General features: G+C 58.3%; 21 protein-coding genes and 1 tRNA gene. 6 read left to right on the top strand and 16 right to left on the bottom strand.

Annotated elements, in window-relative coordinates; all coding sequences use genetic code 11:
- Position 1: 1 nt before the first annotated feature.
- The 6 genes from BUQ90_RS07925 to BUQ90_RS07900 all read right to left on the bottom strand — a co-directional run bounded on the left by BUQ90_RS07925 (position 2) and on the right by BUQ90_RS07900 (position 8,062).
- Positions 2-2,278, bottom strand: coding sequence for a CHASE2 domain-containing protein (locus BUQ90_RS07925; protein ID WP_074204476.1), 2,277 nt, complete (start codon positions 2,276-2,278; stop codon positions 2-4).
- A 49-nt stretch (positions 2,279-2,327) separates the two neighbouring features.
- Positions 2,328-3,674 carry a FecR family protein gene (locus BUQ90_RS07920; RefSeq protein ID WP_074204475.1) on the bottom strand — a complete coding sequence of 449 codons (1,347 nt, stop codon included), beginning with the start codon at positions 3,672-3,674 and terminating at the stop codon, positions 2,328-2,330.
- 2 nt (positions 3,675-3,676) lie between these two features.
- Entirely contained in the window at positions 3,677-4,378 is a 702-nt protein-coding gene (locus tag BUQ90_RS07915) for a response regulator transcription factor (RefSeq protein ID WP_239447369.1), read from the bottom strand.
- A 528-nt stretch (positions 4,379-4,906) separates the two neighbouring features.
- On the bottom strand, positions 4,907-5,368 hold the full coding sequence (locus BUQ90_RS07910) for a DUF4396 domain-containing protein (RefSeq protein WP_074204474.1): 462 nt from the start codon (positions 5,366-5,368) through the stop codon (positions 4,907-4,909).
- Positions 5,369-5,378: 10 nt separating this feature from the next.
- Positions 5,379-6,131, bottom strand: coding sequence for a copper resistance protein B (locus tag BUQ90_RS07905; protein WP_338044522.1), 753 nt, complete (start codon positions 6,129-6,131; stop codon positions 5,379-5,381).
- A gap of 107 nt (positions 6,132-6,238) precedes the next feature.
- Complete coding sequence (locus tag BUQ90_RS07900; RefSeq protein ID WP_074204473.1) at positions 6,239-8,062, bottom strand: copper resistance system multicopper oxidase; 1,824 nt, start codon at positions 8,060-8,062, stop codon at positions 6,239-6,241.
- Between the two features lie 69 nt (positions 8,063-8,131).
- On the opposite strand from BUQ90_RS07900, the gene BUQ90_RS07895 reads away from it, so the two are divergent.
- Positions 8,132-8,407 (top strand): metal-sensitive transcriptional regulator, encoded by a 276-nt coding sequence (locus BUQ90_RS07895; protein WP_074204472.1) that lies wholly within the window; start codon positions 8,132-8,134, stop codon positions 8,405-8,407.
- Between the two features lie 112 nt (positions 8,408-8,519).
- On the opposite strand, the gene BUQ90_RS07890 is transcribed toward BUQ90_RS07895, so the two are convergent.
- Positions 8,520-8,594: transfer RNA gene (locus BUQ90_RS07890), tRNA-Gln, on the bottom strand.
- Between the two features lie 81 nt (positions 8,595-8,675).
- Positions 8,676-9,773 (bottom strand): branched-chain amino acid aminotransferase, encoded by a 1,098-nt coding sequence (locus tag BUQ90_RS07885; protein ID WP_074204976.1) that lies wholly within the window; start codon positions 9,771-9,773, stop codon positions 8,676-8,678.
- Between the two features lie 95 nt (positions 9,774-9,868).
- On the opposite strand from BUQ90_RS07885, the gene BUQ90_RS07880 reads away from it, so the two are divergent.
- Positions 9,869-10,381, top strand: coding sequence for a MarR family winged helix-turn-helix transcriptional regulator (locus BUQ90_RS07880; protein ID WP_074204471.1), 513 nt, complete (start codon positions 9,869-9,871; stop codon positions 10,379-10,381).
- A 1-nt stretch (position 10,382) separates the two neighbouring features.
- On the opposite strand, the gene proC is transcribed toward BUQ90_RS07880, so the two are convergent.
- The 4 genes from proC to BUQ90_RS07860 all read right to left on the bottom strand — a co-directional run bounded on the left by proC (position 10,383) and on the right by BUQ90_RS07860 (position 12,836).
- A complete protein-coding gene (gene proC / locus BUQ90_RS07875; RefSeq protein WP_074204470.1) occupies positions 10,383-11,201 on the bottom strand; it encodes a pyrroline-5-carboxylate reductase in 819 nt (272 codons plus the stop codon).
- Positions 11,202-11,203: 2 nt separating this feature from the next.
- Complete coding sequence (locus BUQ90_RS07870; RefSeq protein ID WP_074204469.1) at positions 11,204-11,710, bottom strand: type III secretion system chaperone family protein; 507 nt, start codon at positions 11,708-11,710, stop codon at positions 11,204-11,206.
- A gap of 150 nt (positions 11,711-11,860) precedes the next feature.
- Positions 11,861-12,220 carry an accessory factor UbiK family protein gene (locus BUQ90_RS07865; protein WP_074204468.1) on the bottom strand — a complete coding sequence of 120 codons (360 nt, stop codon included), beginning with the start codon at positions 12,218-12,220 and terminating at the stop codon, positions 11,861-11,863.
- Between the two features lie 67 nt (positions 12,221-12,287).
- Complete coding sequence (locus tag BUQ90_RS07860) at positions 12,288-12,836, bottom strand: TspO/MBR family protein (RefSeq protein ID WP_074204467.1); 549 nt, start codon at positions 12,834-12,836, stop codon at positions 12,288-12,290.
- Positions 12,837-13,105: 269 nt separating this feature from the next.
- Here BUQ90_RS07860 and BUQ90_RS07850 point away from each other — a divergent pair, with 269 nt between their 5' ends.
- The gene (locus BUQ90_RS07850) at positions 13,106-14,935 is read left to right on the top strand and encodes an ABC transporter transmembrane domain-containing protein (RefSeq protein WP_084192561.1); all 1,830 of its coding nucleotides are present in this window, start codon (positions 13,106-13,108) and stop codon (positions 14,933-14,935) included.
- Positions 14,936-15,105: 170 nt separating this feature from the next.
- Here BUQ90_RS07850 and BUQ90_RS07845 read toward each other — a convergent pair whose 3' ends face one another.
- From BUQ90_RS07845 to BUQ90_RS07830, 4 genes are all read right to left on the bottom strand, one after another.
- Positions 15,106-15,558, bottom strand: a complete 453-nt coding sequence (locus BUQ90_RS07845) for an ExbD/TolR family protein (protein ID WP_074204465.1) — start codon at positions 15,556-15,558, stop codon at positions 15,106-15,108.
- A gap of 42 nt (positions 15,559-15,600) precedes the next feature.
- Positions 15,601-16,119: an ExbD/TolR family protein gene (locus BUQ90_RS07840; RefSeq protein WP_074204464.1), complete on the bottom strand. Its 519-nt coding sequence runs from the start codon at positions 16,117-16,119 to the stop codon at positions 15,601-15,603.
- A 115-nt stretch (positions 16,120-16,234) separates the two neighbouring features.
- Positions 16,235-16,984, bottom strand: a complete 750-nt coding sequence (locus BUQ90_RS07835; RefSeq protein ID WP_074204463.1) for a MotA/TolQ/ExbB proton channel family protein — start codon at positions 16,982-16,984, stop codon at positions 16,235-16,237.
- A gap of 83 nt (positions 16,985-17,067) precedes the next feature.
- The gene (locus BUQ90_RS07830) at positions 17,068-17,724 is read right to left on the bottom strand and encodes an energy transducer TonB (protein WP_074204462.1); all 657 of its coding nucleotides are present in this window, start codon (positions 17,722-17,724) and stop codon (positions 17,068-17,070) included.
- A 264-nt stretch (positions 17,725-17,988) separates the two neighbouring features.
- Between BUQ90_RS07830 and BUQ90_RS07825 the strand changes: the two genes are divergently transcribed.
- The 3 genes from BUQ90_RS07825 to glpX all read left to right on the top strand — a co-directional run bounded on the left by BUQ90_RS07825 (position 17,989) and on the right by glpX (position 21,400).
- A complete protein-coding gene (locus BUQ90_RS07825; protein WP_204244751.1) occupies positions 17,989-18,837 on the top strand; it encodes a hypothetical protein in 849 nt (282 codons plus the stop codon).
- Positions 18,838-18,969: 132 nt separating this feature from the next.
- Positions 18,970-20,268 (top strand): homoserine dehydrogenase, encoded by a 1,299-nt coding sequence (locus BUQ90_RS07820; protein WP_074204461.1) that lies wholly within the window; start codon positions 18,970-18,972, stop codon positions 20,266-20,268.
- A 157-nt stretch (positions 20,269-20,425) separates the two neighbouring features.
- Positions 20,426-21,400 carry a class II fructose-bisphosphatase gene (gene glpX / locus BUQ90_RS07815; RefSeq protein WP_074204460.1) on the top strand — a complete coding sequence of 325 codons (975 nt, stop codon included), beginning with the start codon at positions 20,426-20,428 and terminating at the stop codon, positions 21,398-21,400.
- The last annotated feature ends 18 nt before the right edge of the window (positions 21,401-21,418 follow it).

Here is a 21,418-nt window from a genome sequence, read left to right as displayed (position 1 = left end):
GTCACTCCGCAATATCAGGAGCGACCGGCAGCAAGACGGTGAATCGTGCACCGCCATTCCGGAGATTTTCAGCACGAACCGACCCCCCGTGGCGCTCGATTACGGCTGCCACAAAACTGAGACCGAGACCGCTGCCCTTGACCTGTCCCTGGGCCTGGCTGTCATCGCTGGCGAAACGCTCGAACAGCTGGCCAATCATGTCCGGCGATACGCCCGGTCCCTGGTCACTGATCTCGATCGAGACGAAAGGCTGCTTGTCCAGATCAATCCGCCGGAGGCCGATATTGATTGCGCCCTTGTCCGGACTGTATTTGATCGCATTGTCGATCAGGTTGACGAATGAACGGTGAAGACTGCTCGGTTCGCCGACGATGAAAGCCCCATCCGACTTGTCCTCGACCCGGCACTTGATCTTGCGTGCTTCGGCGAGCGGCCAGAGGCTGTCGCTCGCCTCGACCACAAGGTCGGACAGCAAGATATCCTCACCCGCAAATTCACTGGACTTTATCCGGGCCAGCCCGACAAAATTGTCCGCCAGCGCGAGCGTCCGCCGGGCGTGCTCCTCTATCCGCCGGGCGGAGTCGGATGGCGCGGTACTGTCGAGCAGAGCGAGGATCGCGGCCTGAGGCGCCCGCATGTCGTGGGACAGGAGCTGCAGCACTTCCTCGCGCTCTTCGGCGGCATTGGCAACTTGCGTTATGTCCGCAAGATAGTGGATATGGCCGCGCAAATCGCCGTCATCGGACAATATCTGCGCCCGCCGCATCGCGAAGACTTCGTCGTTGAGAGAAGTGAACTCGACATAATCAAGCTCCTGCGACTGCCGATCCATCGCCAGATATTCCCGCACTTCCGGCAAGTCTCCGGATGTCACAAATCGTGCCAGCATGTCATCAAGCGCAAGTTCCTGATCTTTCCCGGCCGGTTCAAACCCGATCTGGGCGAGCTTGTTTACAAATTTCACCCGGCCTTCGAGATCGGTGATGAACATCGGGTCGGGCAGGTTGGACAGGGCATCCGAAATAAACCGCCGCAAATCTCGCATGTGAGAAATCGCATGCGTCAATTCCTCCGCCTGGCCGGTCACCACATCCACTGGCCCTGCCGGCCGGGCGACTACGGGGATATCTACCTTGCTTGCCCGAAAATTCTCCAGCTCCTCGTCCATGAAATCGCTCGTCGCCTGCAGTCGCCGCCAGCCCCAGACCGGATAAACCAATGCCAGTCCCACCAGCGCTGCGCCCGGAGCAAACCAGAGGCGGAATGCCAGCAACAGCGCCGTCGCACCGAGGACCATTGCGATGAGGCCGATGGATATGAAGATGGTCGAACGGGGGCGCCAGCGCCAGAATCCGGCGAGCAAGATCCACAGTGGAGCCAGCGACAGCGCCAGCTGCTGCCAGAAAGCCAGCGGCGCGACAAAATCATCCCGTTCCAGCGCCCCCAGCAAATTGGCCATGATTTCCACGCCGTCCATGGATCCACCATCATTGAGGGGGACATTGTGGCGGTCCCCCAGACCACTGGCCGTGGCACCAATCAGCAGGACTTTGTCCTCCAGAAAGGCGGGTGGCACTTCGCCATTGGCAATGGAGGAGTAGGAAATGGCAGCGAAGCTGTTGCGTTCTGACCAGGGCATGAGCAACGGATCGTCACACCGGTCCAGCCTCTGAAAAGCGGGAGACGGTCGGCCGTCACGCAGATGCCGATAAAGCTGTTCCATCAGATGTGGCCAGTTCTGCGGCCGCTCGCCCTCCCCGGCAAAGCACAGCGCGGCGCGGCGCACGACGCCGTCGTCGTCAAACACCAGATTTACATGACCCACACCCGCTGCCACCTGCCGGAATTGTGGCAAGGGTTCCTTCACATCGAAAGCGGCGCCATCGCGGCCAGGGAAAACGAAATGCAACGGCAGGAACAGGCCCGGATTTCTCGCCATGGCGTCTGACAGCAGCTGATCATTTTTTGGATCCCCGCGTTCGCTGAGAATGATATCAAAAGCGATTGCTTTGGGGTTTCCGGCCTCCAGGCGCCGGAACAGTTCGGCATGGCGGTCACGTGACCACGGCCATTTGCCGAATTGCGCGAGACTGTCCTCGTCAACACCGATGATCAGCACTTCGCTGCTGGCTTCCGGCCGCTCTAGTCCGGACAGCTGATCGTAAAGCAGGTGGTCCACGCGGGACAGGCTGTTCCAGTGAATCAGCAGCGCCACAACCAGCGAAGACAAGATCGCGACACCGGCCCATTCTATCCCGAGGCGACGGCGCAGTTTCATGGCAGAAATGGTCTCCGGGGCGAGATGCCGCGTTCAGGAAAATAAGGCGTCAGCCGGCAACGGTCAATTTTTCAAATTCCGTCCATTTTTCCACCGGTTCGGGATCATCCGGATCGCCGGTAAACTGGGTGACCCCAACCCGCCAGAAATAGTCGCCGTCGGGAAGATCGGACAGGGTCAAAACATCCGCGGTCAGGCCCGCCTCGTCAACCATCGGCACCGCCGACTTGTCGCCCGCCACCAGCTGGAAGCGATAAAGACGGGTCCCCTTGCCTTCTCCGGCCCATTTGAAACGGAAACCAAAATCCCCCTGCCCCGCAGTGCCATTGATGGTGCTCAGCACGCGCTTGAACGAAAATGTTGCGGGCAGCCCCTCGAAACCATCGGACGCCAGGGCAGACGCCTTGCCAAAATAGCGCCCATCGGGAATCGCCGCGAGGGTCATCACCGGCTCGCTGCTGTTCTTTTCATCCAGAACATCCACAAAACCGGCGTCGCTGGAAATCAGCATGCGATAGCCCTGCGCCGTATCGCCAGGCTCAAACTCAAAGCGCAATTCGGGATCCGACTGAATCTTCGCCGGTTCGACCATGGCGGGCTCGGCGAGCAGGCTGGCGGTCAGCAGGTCTCCGCTCGCGGTTGCCGCAGCGCCCTGCCCGGCCGGTACAGACACGGCATCTGCGCTGGCAATATCCTGCCCCGCCGCCACATCCACCTGACCTTCGACCGTTTCGGCAAAGGCCGTCCCGCTGCTGTCATCCACCCGCACACGATAATCGGTTCCGCGCACCGCCGACACCGCGACCGGTGTACGGACCCGATAGCGATCAGCCTTGCGGTCAAAGGGCGTGACCTTCGACCGGACCCGGCCATTGTCGACCGAAAATTCATAGTCCACGCTGTCGGTCAGCAGGATATGCCGCAACCGCGTGATCCGGACCGTGCTGTTGGACGGCATCGATATCCGTGAACCGTCTTCGAGGCTGAGCGTCACAAAGCTGCCCGCCCGGGTGATGATCTGGCTGCCTTCCGCAATATCCAGTCCCCGCGCCGGGGTCAGCTGCCGGCCATCTGCGGCAATCGAAACCTGGCCCCGGAAGGCACTCAGGCTGGCCTGCGTTGCGCGATATTTGAGCAGACGGAAAGGAATCGTGACCTTCTTGCCGATAGAGATCTTGCGCGGATTGGCGATCCGGTTCAGTCGCTGCACGATCCGGTAATCGCCGGGCTTGCGAAAATAATTCTCGCCCAGCTCATAGAGCGTGTCGCCAGGCTTGAAGATATATTCAATCCGGTCACCGTCACTCACCGGCTGGGCTGAAACAGCGCCTCCCGCCAGGAGAAGCGGCAGGCAGGCTAGCCGGATCGAGATGCGGAAATTCCGGTCCAAAGCCATAATCACTTCCCGTTGCCAAGTGTCTCCAGCCTGTAACCATAACCGAAAACAGTGAAAATCCGAAACCCGTTTTCAGGAGAAAGGGAAAGCTTCGACCGGACCCGGGACACGTGCATGTCAAGCGTGCGCGTGGTCAGGTGGGCATTGGTACGCCAGACGGTTTCCATGATGTAACGCCGCGACAAGGTCCGGTCACGATTGCGGAACATCAGGTCAGTGAGTTCAAACTCCTTCGCGGTCAGCGCAATTTCCTTGCCATCATGATGCACTTTCTGCTCGATCCGGTCGAGCTTGTAGTCGCCATATTCAACCGAAGGCTCCATGGCCGAACTGCCGCTATTGCGACGCAGGACGGCGTTGATCCGTGCCGCGATAACATCCGGATCCTCCGGCTTGGTGACATAGTCATCGGCGCCGGCGTTCAGGGCATCGCTGATATCCTGTTTTGCCGTCCGGCTGGTCATCATGATCACCGGCGGACAGTCATCCACGGCGTCCTGCATCCATTCAAGGATCTGGATCCCGGTCTTGCCCGGCATGTTCCAGTCCAGAATGACCAGATCAAACGTGTCGCGGAGCAGCGCGCTGGTCAGCGCCGTGCCATCGGAATAGCCGACGGCAACATGTCCCTGCCCTTCAACAATCCTGGTCAGAAACTCGATGATTTCCGAATCATCATCGGCAATGGCTATCCGCATGTTCATACCTCGTCAGCTCTGCTGGCCGGTCGAGCTCCTTCCCGATTGCGGCCGCACCCATATCACTTTGTTCTAAACAGGGTTTTAGGCTTTTTTATTCACCTTTGGCGAGTCCGGAACGTGCCGTGTTACAATCCTTTACATCGCGAAACAGGGAATTCTGATACAAGCGCACCTGAAATCGTCACGCATCTCCTCCATGATGTACAAGCCGGCAGGCCCGACCTGCCGGCTTTTTTCGTGCCTGCAGGGAGGGGGCCGCGTATTGGCGCGCTGCCGCGGCAGTTTGAAGCCCGATGATAAAGGTGACAAAGGTGACAGTGTGTAACCCATCGGTTCCGGTCGATTTTGCCTTGTATTTCAGCAAGTCAGGCAAAGCTGACTGCGGATGACATATATACAGGGCAAATTCCTTTGCGGCGTGGTGAAAAGCGGGACAGGATAGCAAGCACCGGGTGGTGTAGGAAAGGAACTGTGTTCGTTGCGGACACCAGCTGCCGTCCGCTTCATCTCGAAAACAGACTCAATCTTTCCTCAATGGCACGCTTTCAAATCCCGACTCAGCAGCCACCAGTTGACGGGCCAGGCTGCAACAAATCCCGCCGGGATAGCAACAATAATTGCGATCCAGAATTGCTGGGCAAGCAGACTTCCCGCCGTCATTCCGCCCATGTAGTAGTCAGTAGCATTCATGGCGAACTCCATGACGCCAATGGAAATAGCTTCGCCGATCCAGATCAGTTTGAGAGCTTCCAGAAAGGTTTTGCCCTGGTCGCGCATTACCGGCAACAAGCCAAGCGTGAATCCAGACAAGTAAGCCAGCGATGTGGCCAAGATAATGGTAGGCCAGACGCCAAGTCCGAGCGCCATCGCGATAATGAGACCTGATACTTCGCCAATAACGCAGCCTGTGAGGCAGTGCAGCGTCGCCTTGGCGGAAGTCATAAAAGCATTGGAGCTTCCATGTTGATGGCAAGGCGTGGTTTGATCACTCATTCGCTTTCCTCTAAAACCAGAATCGCAGGCCCACGACATAGTTTGTGACGCTGGGGTCTTCGCCATCAGCGATAGCGAAATCGCGACTTCCGCCTAGCTTCCATTCCTGCTCGATGCCGAAATAAGGACCAAACTCAGGTGTGATTTCGTAGCGCAGGCGCAATCCCGCTTCGATACTGTCAATGCCCGAACCGATTTCCAGCTCGGGAATGTCCTGAGCCGAAAGATTGATTTCCGCTCTCGGCTGCAGGATCAGTTTCTGCGTGAGGCGGTGGTCATATTCACCTTCAATTCGCGCTGTCAGATCGCCTTTCGTGGACAGGAAAGTAGCCAGGTCGATCTCCAGAAAATAGGGAGCAATGCCTTGCACTCCCAGCGCAAAATGGGTTCGCTCTGGCCCATTAAAGTCTTGCCTGACACCCCCCTGCAAGTCGAAGAAGGGACCGATGGCATGGCTCCATAGTGCCTGGACCTCGGCTTGCTCTATCTGTGCACCAAAACTGCCTTCGCCCTCACTCTTGAACCAGAGTTTATCGGTATCGCCCCCATAATAGCCCTGAACATCCCACAGATAGCCATCTTCGGCCTGCCGTGCGCGATACTCTAGCCGATCACCCTGAAACCAGAAGACCGACATGTTGCCATGTTCCTTGTAAAGCGCCTCCCGGGATTCTCGCATCGCGTCAGCACCCCAAATGGCGTCCGCGGCATTTGGCGGGCCAGAAGTTTTCGATTTTGCCTGTCTCGCAGGGTCGATGTTCATGTCTTGGCTCACATGAACGCTGTCATTCATTTGACTGTGATCATGTTGAGCAAGCGACGGTGCCGATAACAGCGTCGTGACTGCCAAAGCGAGCAATAGCTTATTCATCACCCCGCCTTTTCCGGAAAGGCGACGCTGACCGTCTGCATCATCCCAGCATGCATGTGATAAAGCAGATGGCAATGAAAAGCCCAGTCACCCGGTTCGTCAAATTTGGCATCGAAAGTTGCACTGCTACCGGGCTGCACAATTACGGTGTGCTTTTTGGGCTGGGCGTGGCCAGCGCCATTGACCAGTTCAAAAAATATACCGTGCAGATGAATTGGGTGCGCCATCATCGTATCATTTACAAGCTTCACCCGAACTTTCTCATCATGGGCGAAACGCAAAGGGCTATCGCTAACGGCGCTATATTTTTTGCCGTCAAATGACCACATATAGCGCTCCATATTGCCAGTGAGATGAAGCTCCATCTCTCTGTCTGGATCGCGGTGGTTGTGGTTGGGTGTGAGGGCACGCAGCATTTTGTAGTTCAAAACCCTGTGTGGAACATCGTCCAAACCCAATCCCGGAAAGCCCATGCGGTCCTGAGGGTTCATCGCTACCATGTCGATGCCGGCATTCACGTCCACACTGCCAGGCAAAAGCGATGTGTCGCGCATTCGCATTCCGCCCATGTCATGTTCGGAGTGATCCTCGGAAGCTTTTTGGGCTGGCTTGGGAATTCCGGCGGCACCATGGTTCATGTTGGAATGATCCATACTGGCGTGATCCATCCCGCCATGGCCATCATGCCCGCCTTCGACCATGCCGCCATGGCCCATATCGATCACGGAAAGCAGCGGTGGATCGCGCAGTTCGGGGAAACCGGCTCGCTGTCCGGGCTGGGATGTCAGTGTAGCCTGCGCCATGCCGGAACGGTCCATGCTTTCTGCTGCCAAAGCAAAAGCGCCGGCCTTGGGAGTGATGATCACATCATAGGTTTCCGCAACACCGATTTGAAATTCGTCAACCTGAGTAGGCCTTACATTCTGACCATCAGCCTGAACCACCGTCATCGTCACGCCGGGAATACGAATATTAAAGAAGGTCATGGCGCTGCCATTGATAACGCGCAGTCGGATGCGTTCGCCCGGTTCAAATGGCAGCTCAAGATTATCTGCCGGACCGTGCCCGTTGATCATGTAAGTATAGGTGGGCGCAGACACATCGGCGATATCGGTCGGCATCATCCGCATCCGGCCCCACATGAGCCGCTCTTCTGCGCTCATGTCATAACCGTCAAATGTCGCTGTCTTCTGTTGGCTGAAATAACCTTCGGCAACCTTGAGCTTCTTCATGATCCGGTGCGGATGCATGGATGCAAATTCGCTAAGCAGGATGATATGTTCCCGGTCATATTCAACCGGGTCCTTGCCCTCAGGGTCAATAATCATGGGGCCATAATGTCCCATCTGTTCCTGAAGGCCGGAGTGGCTGTGGTACCAGTAGGTGCCTGACTGGCGCACATCAAATTCTGCAGAGAAGGTTTTGCCCGGTTTGATGCCGGGAAAGCTGATACCCGGCACACCGTCATATTGAAACGGAAGCAGCAGGCCATGCCAGTGCACGCTGCTGTCCTCGTCGAGCATGTTATGCACCATGAGTTTGGCCTTGGTGCCTTCACGCAAGCGGATCAGCGGCCCGGGTATGGTGCCATTCATGCCAATGCCATGACCAGACCGCTTGCCCGTTCGAAACAGGCCATCAGCAATGTGCAAGTGCGCGTCCGGACCGCCGATTTCGTCCATGCCCTTATGGAAGGTTTTACCCATCTTCCCCATCGCCCAGGCAGGCATTTGCAATGATGCGAGCGCCGCAAAGCCCGCCAGACTCCGAACGACAGTGCGGCGATCTGGTTCAAAAAGATGGTTGTTGAGGGCATTGGTCATGGATATTGATACTCCTGCGATGGAGGGTTATATATACCCCCATAGGGTATATCAATAGAAAGGTGGAAAATGGCTTCTGCGACTCACAAAGACAAGCTCAACCGCCTCAAACGCATTGAAGGACAGGTGCGTGGGATCGCTAACATGGTTGAGGAGGATCGCTATTGTATGGATATCCTGACCCAGATGCAGGCGGTGAAATCGGCATTGGCGAGAGTGGAAAATCAAATACTCAAAGACCATGCGGCATGCTGTGTGGCTGAAGCGATTTCATCTGGCGATGAAGCTGAGCAGAAAGCGAAATTTGATGAGTTGGTAGAACTTTTTGGCAAGGTGAAGCGATAACCCAGCATTCGCCTTTTACGTCATAAGCGAACATGGGATGAATCGCTCTACCGAGGCATCCTCTCTCGATTATCCACCGGACTTCGCCATTCCAGGCAATGTGTGAAAAAGATGGTTGGGGTGGCAGGATTCGAACCTGCGCATGGCGGCATCAAAAGCCGCTGCCTTACCACTTGGCGACACCCCAGCACTGTGCGCTGCACTAGCCAGCGAGAGCGCCTGTTATCCGGTTTGGCGGCAGGGGGCAAGAGCCGTTTTTACGGCCCCGTCAGAACAGGCGCTTGACCCAGCCATGCTTGTCCTCGACGACTCCGCGCTGGATATCCGCGAGCCGGGCGCGCAGTTTTCCGGTGAGCTGGCCGGGGCCGCCGCTGCCGATCGTGAAATCGCCTTTTTCGGACTTCACCGTGCCGATCGGTGTCACCACCGCCGCGGTGCCGCAGGCGAAGGATTCGATCAGCTTGCCGCTGTTCGCGTCTGCTTCCCACTGGTCGATGGCATAGGGTCGTTCCTCGACCGTCAGGCCTTCTTCCCGGGCCAGCATCATGATCGATTCCCGGGTGATGCCCGGCAAAATGGTGCCGCTCAGCGGCGGCGTGATCAGCCGGCCGTCATCCATCACGAAAAAGACATTCATTCCGCCCAGCTCTTCGACCCAGCGATGTTCCGCTGCATCGAGAAATACGACCTGGTCGCAATCCCGTTCGATTGCTTCGGCCTGGGCGACCAGGCTGGCCGCGTAATTGCCGCCGCATTTCGCCGCGCCGGTTCCGCCTGTTGCGGCCCGGCTATAGTCCGTGGACACCCAGATACTGACCGCCGAGGCGCCGCTTTTGAAATAGGCGCCGGCGGGCGACGCGATGACCATGTAGAGATATTCCTTCGCCGGACGGACGCCAAGGAAGACCTCGCTCGCGAACATGAATGGCCGGAGATACAGCGAGCCGCCATCCACCGGCGGAAACCAGTCGCGCTCGACATCGACGAGCAGTTCGATCGATTGCATGAACGTGGATACGGGCAGTTCGGGCATGGCCATCCGGCGGGCCGAAGCCTGAAAGCGCCGGGCATTTTCTTCCGGCCGGAACAGCGCGGTGGTCCCGTCGGCGAGGCGATAGGCCTTCATGCCTTCGAAGATTTCCTGCGCATAGTGCAGGACCGAAGACGCCGGATCCATCGCGATCGGCTCGCGCTTTTGCAGACGGGCATCATGCCACCCCTGACCTTCGCGATATTTGATCATCACCATATGATCAGTGAACAATGTCCCGAAGCCAGGATCCGCAAGCTGTGCCTGACGCGCTTCCACGGACGTCGGGCTGTCGCTTTTCTCGATGAGAAACTCCAGATTTTCAGCTCGCGCCATGATCAGCTCCGTCGGGTCCGTTCGGCTGCACATAGTTGCACAGCATCGATGGTTTGTCTTGCATTCACCCGGGCAGCCTGTCAAGATACGTCAACATGGCTGACATATCTCGCCCCTCCACTTCTCCCGGCGCGTCGCCGCTCTTCCTGCGCGAAGACGAAATTCGGCGCGGCGTCGAATTGCTCTATTTCGGCTATACCCGCCTCACCAACGCGATTGACCAGGTGCTGGCGCGACAGGGACTCGGGCGAGCGCATCACCGGGCGCTCTATTTCATCGCCCGGCAACCGGATCTGACCGTGGGCGAATTGCTCCGTCTGCTGGCGATCACCAAACAGTCGCTCGGCCGCGTGCTCAAGGAATTGCACGAACGGGACATGGTGATCACCCGGCCTGGTCAGGTCGACCGGCGACAAAAGTTGCTGCGCCTGACGGAAAAAGGTGCGGCGCTGGAAGCGGATCTGTTTGCGCAATTGCAAGAGAAACTCTCCGCAGCCTATGTCAGTGCCGGACAGGAATCGGTAACCGGCTTCTGGCATGTGCTGGAAGGACTGGTCCCCGAGTCCGATCGCCAGATGGTGTTCGACCTGCGCAAGGACCGCGACTGAATCAGTCGGCGTCGCGCGCCTCTTCCGCCATTTCGATATTGCGCTCCATGGCGGCTTTCAGAACATCATGGAGCAGTATGTTCACCCGCTCGTCGGCATCCATCACGTCCAGCCCCTTGCGCGTCACGCCATAGGGACTCGCCACCTGATCCGCGAGTGTACCGGGATCATATGACGAAGCGGCAGCCAGTTCCGCTGCGCCTTCGACCATGGCGAGCGCCAGACGCGCCGCCTGATCCGGTGCCATGCCGAGATCTTCAGCCCCCCGCGCCAGAGCGTCGATAAAGCGGAACAGAAAGGCCGGACCGGATCCGGAGAGCGCCGTGGCGACGTGCATCTGATCTTCATTGTCCAGCCATTCCGGCGGTCCCAGCGGATCGAACAGCGCGTTCATCCGGGCACGGAGATCCGCGCTGTCATCCTGACTGATCATGATCATGGGCGACTTGCCGACCGTCACCGCCATGTTCGGCATCAACCGGACAATCGTACCAGATTGCGGCAAAGCCTGGTGCAGCATCGCCAGTTCGGTTCCGGCGAGAATCGAGACCAGCGTGCTGTCCGGTCCCAGCCGCACGTTCAGTTCTGACGCGACATCGTTCAGCATATGTGGTTTCACCGACAAAAGCACCAGATCCGGAGAATCGCCAGCCGGCATGTCGGCCCGGGCAGTCAGGCCTTTCGGCAAGCGCGAGGGGGCGGGATCGATGACCGTCACGGCCTCTGGCGGCGCGCCCTGGTCCAGCCAGGCCTGCAATATGGATCCTCCCATATTGCCGCAGCCGATGACCCAGATGGTGTCGGGCCAGACGGCAGTCATGATCAGGCCTCACCCTGCGTATCGACCATCGCATGTTCAATCGCGTCTTTCGGGCTTTTGTCGCTCCACATGACAAATTGAAACACCGGATAGAAGCGTTCCCATTCGTCAATTGCCAGATCAACAATCGCCTGCGCCTGATCCAGACCGAGCATGCCGCTGCCGCCGAGCATGATGGCGTGGCGGAACAGCAGGATATTGTTGTTGGACCAGAGGTCGAAATGGCCGAGCCACAATTGCTCGTTGATCAGGCCGAGAGTTTCGTAAACCGCCTGCCTCTTGTCTTCCGGCACCCGGATGTCGGGGAGCAGCAGCAACTGCAGGACATGATCCTCGTCGCGCCAGATGGCCCGCAGCTGATAACTGGTCCAGTTGCCCTTGATCTCGACCGAAATCTCTTCTTCGCTGACATGATCGACCGACCAGCCGCGCGCCTCGAAAAAGGCGGCGAGCATGTCCACGGGAGGGGCTTCCTCCTGGTCCAGTTCCGACCACTGGTCGTCAAGCATGGCGATTCCAAATCCGTTGCATAAGAGGCTTAGTGGCCCAGCGGGTGAGGCAGGGCAAGCTGATGCCGGGTGCCCGTCCATATTGTTTGTGGGAAGACTGTGGATAATGGCCGAGGCGCCCCAAGGGCGATATGGCCGGCTGGATTCAGTCTATTTGGAACTGTCCGGCTTCTTTGCTGCGGGCTTCGCAGCCGTTTTCGAAGCTGCTGGTTTGCGGGCGGCAGGCTTGCGTGCTGCGGTTTTGCGGGCAGCGGGTCGCTTCGCCGCCGGCTTGCCCTTCTCCAGTTCTTCCACGCGCTTTTTCAACGCATCCGCTTCGGCACGAGCGGTTGCAGCCATTTCCTTGACCGCGTCAAATTCTTCCCGCGAGACGAAATCCATCCCGCCAAACCATTCCTTCGCCCGCTCTCGCGCACCTGCTTCAGCTTCACGGCCAACTCCGGCCACGGTGCCGGCGAGTCCGTTCAGGACTTTGGCGAGATCATCGAAAAAACGGTTCTGGCTCTGCATGTCTTGTCACTCCGTTAGTGGCCCGGCTGACCGTCAGGGGAAGGGCCGGGCAAAAATTCCTGTTGCCCTATATCTGGGTTCTGGCGGCGGGTACCACAAGGGTCTCCGCATTGGGATTCAAAATATCGATCTGCTTGTTCAAAATGCCAGCGAAACTGAGCCACGCGAGATAAGGTACCATCAGCCAGGCCGCTGCCTTGCGCACGCGGCCAAACACAATGGTCGTGGCCAGCGCGAGGGTAAATATCACGACAATCAGCCAGAAAGCCGCCGATACCTGATGCATGCCGAAAAATAACGGGGACCAGAACAGGTTGAGTGCGAACTGGACCAGGAACAGCGTGATCCCGAGACCGCGAAGCGGCGCGCCGCGCGCGTGCAATACCATCGCCAGAGCGGTCCCCATCATGATGTACAAAATCGACCAGGCCACGCCAAAAGCCCAGCCCGGTGGCTGTGCGTCAGGCTTGACAAGTGCATTGAACCAGCGGTTTTCCTCGCCTGACCCGGCAAGCTGTCCGGAGATAAAGCCCAGTATGACCACGGCCGGGACCACAAACAGAACCCAGCGCAGCAGCGACATGCGCAATTGCCCTTTTGATGCAATCTGATTCACTCACAATCCCCATATCGTCGCATTTGCCGAATCATGGCCGACAAACGCCAGAATTGCGACGTATGTAGGCAATCCTGCCGGATTTGACCAGCCGGTTCACCATGTTGGAAATCGGGACTTTCGAACAGGGATACACCGGGCTGTTGCATCACCCGCACTTGGTTATTCCCAAAGAATCCCCATCTGTATCTCATGTTGTTTCTGCTTGCCGCACCGCCATCGCCCATCGCCATTGTGAGGCCTTCGCGGGGCTGCTACAGGCCATCTCCATGAGCGATGAGTCACAACCGGCAACGGCCAATTCCGAAACCCGTGCGTCCGAAGAGCCACCCAAGGGCAAGATCGGAAATCTGCGGATGATCTGGGACCGGGCGATCGGTTACCCGAAGCAAATCACATTTGCGGTGATTGCGCTGTTTGTCGCATCGATGTCGACACTGGCGATTCCCTGGGGCTTCAAGAACATTATTGATGAAGGCTTTGCCGCCAATGGCACCGATATCGCGCCCTATTTTCAGCAGCTGCTGATGGTTGTTGCGGTTCTTGCTGTCGCTACCGCTTGCCGCTTCTATTTCTTCAGCTGGCTTGGCGAGCGGGTGGTAGCCGACATCCGCCTGGCGGTGCAACGCAATCTCCTGCGCATGGCGCCGAGCTTTTTCGAAGAAAACCGCCCATCGGAAATCGCCTCTCGCATGACCGCTGACACCGCCGTGATCGAGCAGATACTGGGAACCACGGTTTCGGTAGCCACACGCAATGTCGTGACCGGCGTCGGGGGCATCATCATCCTGTTCATCCTCGCACCGAAGCTGACCGCCGGATTGCTGATCGCCATTCCGGTCATTGTCCTGCCGATCGTCTATATCGGCCGCAAGCTGACCAATGTGTCCCGATCCAGCCAGGACCGCGTCGCGGATGTCGGGGCCATGGTCGCCGAGACTCTGGGTGCAATGAAGATTGTCCAGGCCTTTGGGCAGGAAGATCGCGAGCATCGCCGGTTTCAGGGATCGGTGGAAAGCACTTTTGACACCGCCAAGCGACGGATCCGGCTTCGGGCCACGCTGACAGCGATCATCATCGGGCTGGTTTTTACCGGCATCACCATGCTGATGTGGCGCGGCGCGATCGGTGTGGCCGAAGGCACGATATCCGGCGGTACAATCGCCTTTTTCGTCCTGACCGGCGGACTGGTGGCCGGCGCATTTGGTGCGCTGACCGAAGTCTATGGCGACCTGCTGCGTGGCGCTGGCGCCGCCGGGCGGCTGGCGGAACTGCTGGCGGCGGAACCCGGCATTGCCGCGCCGAAATCCCCGATTGCCCTGCCCGTTCCCCCGCGCGGCCAGATCTCGTTCGACAATGTCACCTTTGCCTACCCGACGCGAACGGAGACTGCGGCACTCAAAAGCTTTTCCCTCAAGGTCCTGCCGGGCGAAACAGTGGCGGTTGTCGGTCCCTCCGGAGCCGGCAAGTCCACGCTGTTCCAGCTCGCCCAGCGCTTTTATGATCCGCAGTCGGGGAGCGTGCGTATTGACGGGGTTGCCCTGCCTTCTGCAGATCCCGCGGATATTCGCGAGCGGATGGCTCTGGTGCCACAGGACACGGTGCTGTTTGCCGCCACGGCACGCGACAATCTGCGCTATGGCCAGTGGGACGCGACCGACGAAGAGATCTGGGAAGCCGCCCGCGCCGCCAATGCCGAGCAATTCCTCCGCGAATTGCCGGACGGGCTGGACAGTTACATGGGAGAATCCGGAACCCGGCTTTCCGGGGGCCAGCGCCAGCGCGTGTCGATCGCGCGGGCACTGCTCCGCAACACGCCCATCCTGCTCCTCGATGAAGCCACCTCGGCGCTGGATGCGGAAAGCGAGAAACTGGTCCAGGATGCGCTCGACAAGCTGATGGCCAACCGGACCACCATCGTCATCGCCCACCGTCTGGCAACGATCCGGTCCGCCAACCGCATCATCGTGATGGACGAGGGCAAGATTGTCGAGCAGGGCGATCATGACAGTCTGATTGCCCGCAATGGTCTCTACGCCCGTCTCGCCGAACTGCAGTTCAACAACGGGGAACGGTCGCAGCCGAAAATCAGCGCCTGACGGCGATCTTGCACCTCAGGTGAAGGCCCAGTCCGCTGCCGATGGAAGCGACACCCTGACTGACTGCCAGCAAGGGCTGGCAGCGGTCTCATGACAGGTCCACCGGGAAACGGGCAAAAAAAAGGGCGGTGTTGCCACCGCCCTTTTCGATATCATTCTCATAGCCCGGTTCAGTTGGGCATCCGGTCGGCCTTGCCGAACTGGCCATATTGTTCGTTGCCAACAAAGCCGAATTTCGACACGCCGCTGTCCTTGATCACGGCCAGCACCCGGTCGACATGCAAATAAGCCGAGATCGGATCAGGCTGGAATTGCAACTCGGGCTCCGGCACCATCGATTTGGTTTGCGCCAGATACTGAGTAACCTGATTCAGAGTCACCGGGGTGTCATTCCATACCAGCTCGTTGGTTGCCGTGATACCGAGCCGGTTCTTCACCGGATCGATCTGATCAGGCGGAGGCGGATCCTGGCTGTCTACCGGCAGGTCCAGCTTCACTGCGTGGGTCTGGATCGGAATGGTGATGATGAACATGATGAGCAGAACGAGCAGGACGTCGATCAACGGCGTCGTGTTCATTTCCATCATCGGCGTGCCATCATCCTTGCCGCCACTCATTGCCATTTGCGTTTCTCCTTAAACTTCAAAAACGTCCGCGCGAAGCGACTATTCTACTGCGATCGGGGTCGACAGGAAGCCAACCTTGGCGAAGCCGGCCCGTTGCATCGAATAGATCGCACCACCAATGCATTTGTACGGCGTGTTGATATCACCGCGGATATGCACTTCGGGCATGTCTTCCGGGGTCATGTTTTCCACGCCACCGAAAACCTCGATCTGGTCTTCCAGCTGTTTCACCGCCCGTTCCACCAGGTCATTTGAATCCACCGGTGTCGTATTCCAGTAGATCCGGCAAGTGCCGCCGGGATTGGCCCCGGCATATTCCGGATCACCAGGATCCCGACCTGCAGCGTCAGTGGTAGTCACAGCCAGCAGCACATTCTCACGCTTCGTTGTCGTGGGCTCGAATGGCAAAACCGGCAGCGTCATTTCAACAGTCTGAATCACGACCGGAACCGCGATCAGAAAGATGATCAGCAAAACCAGCATAACGTCCACCAGTGGCGTCGTATTAATGTCTGATACGGGGGTGTCTTCTCCACCACCTCCAACATTCATTGCCATGGGAAATTATCCTCTCAGTTAAACAAAACCTGACGGGTCACTTGTCCCGCCGGGAGGTTCGTCGGCCGGACCGGAAACGGGGCATCGCTGCCCGGCCCGCGGTCCGGCCGTCGAATTATTTCTTCGCGGCAGCCGGCTTGGCAGCAGCAGCCGGTTTCGCAGCAGCGGCCGTAACGGGCTTCACGCCGCCGTCCGATGCAATGTAGCCCAGCACATCATTGGCAAAACCGCTCAGGTTTTCCGCGATACGCTTGTTGCGTCCCTGCAGCCAGTTATAGGCAAGCACGGCAGGAACAGCTACACCAAGACCCAGTGCGGTCATGATCAGCGCCTCACCAACCGGACCGGCAACAGCATCAATCGATGCCTGACCAGCGATACCGATTTTGATCAGTGCGCGGTAAATACCGATAACCGTACCGAACAGACCGATAAACGGTGACGTTGCGCCCACCGTTGCGAGCCATGGCAGGCCGGTGGCCAGCTTGGAGTTGATCAGGTCCTGCGAACGCTGAATGTTGCCGTGAACCCAGTCATGCGCTTCAACCGGATCGGTCAGTTTGCCATGATCTTCTTCGGCCTTGATCGCGTCGTCGACGATCTGGCGATAAGCGGAGTTTTTCTCCAGCTTGGAAGCTCCTTCACGAAGGCTTCCGGCCCGCCAGAACTGCTGGCTGGCAGCCTGACCCTGTTTCATCACCTTGTTCTGTTCAAACAGTTTCGAAAACAGGATATAGAAGGACGAAACGGACATGATGACCAGTACGCCAAGCGTAAACCAGGCAATGACGCCGCCCTGTTCCATGGCTTCCATGAAACCAAACGAGTTCTGCGGTGGTGCTGCAGCAAGAATTTCAATCAACATTTTAACATTCCCCTCAGGATAGGATTATTTCAAATTTAGAGTGATGACGGACCGGATCATATCCGGTCCGTCAATAATTTCGATTATCTGGGCATTTCCCAGCGAATACGGCTCGACCATGTTCCGGCCACCGGGTTACCTTGACTGTCAAGTGCCGGACGGAAACGTGCCCGACGCGTGATGTTTTTGCAGGTGGCTGCATCAAGGTCAGCATGACCGCTGGAACCGGTAATCTGGCAATCCGCCACACGACCTCTTGCGTTCACAGTCACACGGAAACTCGTGGTGCCTTCCCGTTCCTCACGCAAAGCACGTGACGGATAGTCATTCTGGTTCGCCCATCGACCCGGGTTTCCACGTGGCTCCGGAGTCGCCCGCTGAGGCGGGGGAGGTGGCGGAGGTGCAGGTGGTGCAGCAACGACCGGTGGCGGCGCAGGCGGCGCGATTGGTGTTTGCTGGATAACCGGCCGTGGTGCCGCTGGTGGCGTCACGATTGGCGGAGGCGTCACCACTGGTGGCGGCTCAATCGGCTGTTCTGGTGGCGGTGGAGGTGGTTCCTCCGGTTCTTCCGGCGGTTCCTCTTCCTGGATATCGATCATGTCGAGCTCTTCTGCCACTTTTTTGACCGCATTATAGGCCAGGCCGGTGACCAGAGCATATCCAAACAACACGTGGATGAGTATCACAAGCGCGATCGATACGATCTTGCTGGAACTCATCTGTTGGTCAGCATAAGCCATTCAGAAATGTAACTCCTTTTCTTCCCCAGGAACGCAAATCATCCCCGAAAGGACGATCCCAGAAAGGACATGTGGCTTGCAAACCAATGCGATCCCAGATTCCCCATGACAGCTTTTCGTTCGAGTGAAAGCCGCCTTAAAGATGTTTTAACGCGGGAGAAGGACACAGGCAATCGGTTTGTTAATTCAGCATTGATTAACCTGTCAAAAACACAAGATAGGTATTATCAGGGACCGCGAAATTGCCATTTAGTCTGGAAAAAAATGCTCCGTCTCAACGTCGTTTCACTCGTATTTGCAGCTGCCTTAACTGCTGAAATTCCGGCCTTTTCGCAGGATGTTCCGCGGGCAGATCCATTGCAATATGCCGATGTGGCGGACCTCGCCGTCGATGCGCCGGTCATTGCGCACATAACAGTTAACAGAGCGATTAAAGTCGACCCGGAACGGGCGCTGGATGCCCCTGCCGGAACCCGGCGATTCTATATTATCGGATCAGTAAATGCATTGATTCGGGGCCGGGGAGGCATTGGCGATACGATTCGCTATATCGTGGACGTCCCGATGGACGCACGCGGCCGAACGCCCAAATTGAAGAAACGCGAAATGCTGGTTTTTGGTCGCCGGGTTCCCGGAAATCCGCAGGATATCCAGCTGGTTGCACCGGACGCACAGATAGAATGGAACCCCGCACGGGACGCCCGGACCCGGCAGCTGGTCCGGGAAATCGTGTCCCGGGATGCCCCGCCGGCCATCACGCGAATCGGAAGCGCCTTTCACGTGCCCGGAACAATTATCGGTGAAGGCGAAACCCAGATCTTTCTGGAATCAGAAAACGATCAACCCCTTTCGATTACGATCCTGAGCCGGTCCGGGCAGAAAAAGCGCTGGGCGGTTTCTCTCAGTGAAATTGTCGACGAAGCGGCCCAGGCCCCGGTCCGGAATTCACTCTTGTGGTATCGTCTGGCCTGTTTCCTTCCGCGGGATCTGCCCGACGACGTCCTCAACGGGGTTTCGCCGTCCGAAGCCAATCAGGCGCGGCTGGACTATCGCCTGGTGATCCAGGATCTCGGCAATTGTCCCCGGTCACGCCCGGCATCCGTCCGGAACTGATCAGCAGCCGCTCCGGCCGGTGCGGATTTCATCTGGCATTATGAACCTGTGACGTTATGAAACGTACCGCCCGTCACCCTGTCCGGCCGGGCATGCCCGCCGTTCCGTTTTCCGCTTTGTCAGGATGATATTATGACTACCCCGTTTCGCATCGCCATGGCCGGTCTCGGGACCGTTGGCACTGGCGTAATCCGGCTGATCAATGAAAATGCCGCGATGATTGCAGATCGCGCGGGCCGGCCGCTCGAGATTGTGGCCGTATCCGCCCGGGACCGCAATCGTGATCGCGGTGTGGATCTTTCCGACTTCGCCTGGTGTGATGATGCCCGCGCGCTCGCCGGGACACCGGATGCGGATTGTGTCATCGAACTGATTGGCGGTTCCGACGGGCCGGCGCTCGAGCTCGCACGCGACAGTCTGAATGCCGGCAAGTCCTTTGTAACGGCCAACAAGGCGATGATCGCGCATCACGGAATGGAGCTCGCGGAGCTGGCGGAAAATGCATCGGTTTCACTGAAATATGAAGCAGCAGTGGCCGGGGGGATTCCGGTAATCAAGGGTCTGCGCGAAGGCGCGGCCGCCAACCGGATAGACCGCGTGTACGGTATACTCAACGGCACCTGCAACTACATCCTCTCCACCATGGAAAAGCATGGCAGCGACTTTGAGGAAGTCCTCAAAAAAGCGCAGGAGCTCGGCTATGCCGAGGCCGATCCCGGCTTCGATATCGACGGAGTGGATGCAGCCCACAAGCTCGCCATTCTCGCGGCGCTCAGCTTCGGCAAGGCGCTGGACTTCGGTGGGGTCGAGACGGCCGGGATCCGCAGCATCATGGCTGCGGATATTGGCCAGGCCAAGGCGCTGGGATACCGGATCCGGCTGCTCGGCATGGCGCGCCTGAACGATGGCAAGCTGTTCCAGCGGGTCAATCCCTATCTGGTTCCGGAAAGCCATCCCCTCGCCCATATCGACGGATCGACCAACGCCGTTGTCGCGGAAGGCAATTTCTCCGGCCGCCTGATGTTTCAGGGTGCCGGGGCGGGCGACGGCCCGACGGCATCAGCGGTGGTGGCGGATCTGATCGACATCGCCCGCGGGGACAGCGGCTCCGTTTTCGCCATGCCGGTGCAAACCATGGCCAGGGCGGACCGCGCCGAAAGCGGTAACCGCGAAGGCAAGAGTTACATCCGGTTCGTCGTGGCCGACAAGCCCGGCGTCCTGGCGGAGATCACTGCCGCCATGCGCGATGCCAGTGTTTCCATTGAAAGCCTGATCCAGACCCAGAAAACCGATGATGGCTCTGTCCTGATCTCGATGGTGACCCACAGCAGCCGGGAAAGCGATATCGGCGCAAGCCTGGCCACGCTCTCCAGCTCCAGCAGCATTCACGGCACGCCGATGGTCATGCACCTGCTGAGCGAAGCGGACTAGGTCCGGAATATTCGCCTGTCCACCGGGATCCGGGAGCCCTGTCCGGACCCGGGACACAAAATCGGCAAAAGCGGAACAAGGCTTCTCGACATTATAATAAGGCTCCCCTATCGAGAGTTCCAAATTCAGACCCTTGCAAGAAGGACCAGACATTCTGATGCCCAAATCAAGTGATATTCTCGACCGCGTACTGGTACTGGAAATGGTGCGCGTTACGGAAGCAGCAGCCATTTCTGCTGCCAATCTGATCGGCCGAGGTGACGAAAAAGCGGCCGATGCGGCGGCCGTCGAAGCGATGCGCGAAGCGCTCAACGCGCTCGAAATCTGCGGCACTGTCGTGATTGGCGAAGGGGAGCGGGACGAAGCGCCGATGCTGTTCATTGGCGAAAAGGTCGGTTGCGGCTGCGAAGGGGAATCACCGGAAATTGATATCGCGCTGGATCCGCTCGAGGGCACCACGATCACGGCCAAGGCCGGCCCCAACGCGCTGGCGGTGCTGGCGATCGCGGAAAAGGGCAACCTGCTCAACGCGCCGGATGTCTATATGGACAAGCTCGCTGTGGGTCCGGGCTATTCCGACGATATCATCGATCTCAACAAGTCCGTCCTCGAAAATGTCAGCGCTGTGGCGAAAGAAAAAGGCGTGCAGCCTTCGGACATTATCGTCTGTGTACTCGACCGGCCGCGGCATGAGAAAATCATCGCCGAGCTGCGCGAAATCGGCTGTGGCATCATGCTGATCCCCGACGGCGATGTCGCCGGGGTCATTGCGACCACTGACGAGGAAACCACTGTAGACATGTATATGGGCAGCGGCGGTGCGCCGGAGGGCGTGCTTGCGGCAGCCGCGTTGCGCTGCGTCGGTGGACAGTTCAAGGGCCGCCTGACATTCCGCAACGACGACGAACGGCAGCGGGCACATAAATGGGGCATTGAAGACCTCGACAAGATCTATGACCTGAAAGAGCTGGCAAAGGGCGACGTTATCTTTGCGGCAACCGGCGTCACCGAAGGATCGCTTCTGCAAGGCGTCAAAAAGCTGCGCGGCGGAACGATGACAACGGAAAGTGTGGTGATGCGGGCCTCTTCGGGCACCGTGCGATGGGTGAAAAGCGAGCATCGCCCCAAATGATCGCCAGCCCGGACCAGG

It is taken from the genome of Parasphingorhabdus marina DSM 22363, from assembly GCF_900128895.1.
GTDB classification, from domain to species: domain Bacteria; phylum Pseudomonadota; class Alphaproteobacteria; order Sphingomonadales; family Sphingomonadaceae; genus Parasphingorhabdus; species Parasphingorhabdus marina.
This window is presented reverse-complemented; position numbering and strand designations above follow the sequence as displayed.